This window comes from Algoriphagus antarcticus (assembly GCF_002150685.1).
In the GTDB taxonomy this organism is placed as follows: domain Bacteria; phylum Bacteroidota; class Bacteroidia; order Cytophagales; family Cyclobacteriaceae; genus Algoriphagus; species Algoriphagus antarcticus.
Map to the genome: position 1 here is coordinate 1 of NZ_MSSW01000034.1, position 1,689 is coordinate 1,689.

Here is a 1,689-nt window from a genome sequence, read left to right on the forward strand (position 1 = left end):
AGATCCAGGTCGGTTTTCAAGGTTCGGAACGCATTCTCTATCTCTCGGATGGTGTTGTAAATGTTCCAGGCGATGTACTCTTCCTGAACATTCAGGTTGGTGCGCAGGAAGTAGATGCCCAGGTTGTTATTTTTTTCCTTATGCTTGCCGGGATTTTTTTTCCAGGTGATTGCTGTTGCCAGCCCTGTTTTTTGATCATTGCTGACGGTAATGTCATAATAGGACTGAACCGACGGGCATTTTTATTTGGCTCTGCCTATCCGCTGATGGACTTTATCGGTTTGTTTTATTCCTCCCTTGCGGTGCAGCCGTGTGGATCTTTTGCAGTTCTTCTTCAAACCTTTTTTCAAACTGAAGCTTCATGCCTTCCTCCTTCTTTTCCTTGGAAGGGCTTTTGACCTCTAGGTAATAATCGGTGTTCTTTTCTGTGGTGACCGATCTCAGCCTTATGGTCTGCTTTGATTTTGTCTCCAACAAGGTGGTAAGCCTGTCGGGAACATAGGTGTAATCTTTGAGCCGGGTACGGCTTACACAGAGATATTTGTATCCTTTGGATTCGATCAGCTTGAGGTTTTCTTCTGTGGCGATACCCGCATCGAGCACTACTACTGCCGGGCCGGGGCAGGTATGGGCGGCGAGCTTTTCGATCATTGCTGAGAGGGTAGCGCAGTCGGCGATGTTTCCTTCCAGGATGGAGGAGTATTTGATGAAGCCTTCGATGTTCACCACCAAGGCCAATACCACCAGCCTGGCATCGCTTCGCTTTTCTTTGCTTCTGCCGAATTTTGCCAACTGGCTGTTGCGCTTTTCTCCCTCAAAATACGTGTTGGTCAGGTCGTAGAGGATGATTTTATCTTCCAGATCAAACAACTCGTTGGTGCGACTGGACAGGTGTTTCTCTAGGGCATCTTTCGCCTTGTATAAATGCAGTGCGCTTTGATAAAGCCTGTCTTTGGTCACCTTGTCCATGTCGTAGTCAGTGAGTTCACAGACAGCCGAATTTTCTTTTATCCATCGGGCGGTTTTGAATTCGGATGCTGGGTATACTGCACGGCTGATCACTTGGGTAGCGGCTAACTTGGCCTGCTCGGGGGTGAACCCAGCAGAAAGCAGCAACGGGGTGAGCTGTAGCTTTTCCCAGGTCTGATAGGCGATGTTCTCTGCACCGATTTCCCGTGCATTGCTATGCTGTAGGGTATCCATGTTCACCATACGGGACAATTTCTCCACTGAAACTAGGTCGAATTTCTTGGAGGCGACAATACGCTGCCAAAAGGCTTCAACATAGTCTTTGACGAGCGGATCATCTTCTTGCTGAAAAACGGTCTGTTTGTGCTCATATCTTTCGGTCAGCTGCTTTTGGATTTTGTTGAGCTGCTCAGCGGTGACATCTTCCATAAAACCCACGTTCAGAATAGTGCGATGACATACCCTATTAGCTGCATTTCGATAACTTTCCACCAAACGGTAGTAACCGCTCAGCTTCCCTGACTCAGGATGTTAACGCAAGGAGAACTTGAAATACACGTCCTAAAGTACTGGAGGGGAAGGCCAAAAAGCAATACCCCCTGTGTACTACAAACCAAATGAAGGCCTTATGGAGACCAAGAAATAAAATCTCCCTAGGGGAGTACAGCAGTTTGATGGCCTTGCAACTGAAAATAAATTGAAATTTTTTATTTAACGCCT

General features: G+C 47.1%; 1 pseudogene. It reads right to left on the minus strand.

Annotated elements, in window-relative coordinates:
* A pseudogene (locus BVH04_RS13015) lies at positions 1 to 1,482 on the minus strand (IS1634 family transposase); the annotation flags it as partial.
* Positions 1,483 to 1,689 lie beyond the last annotated feature (207 nt).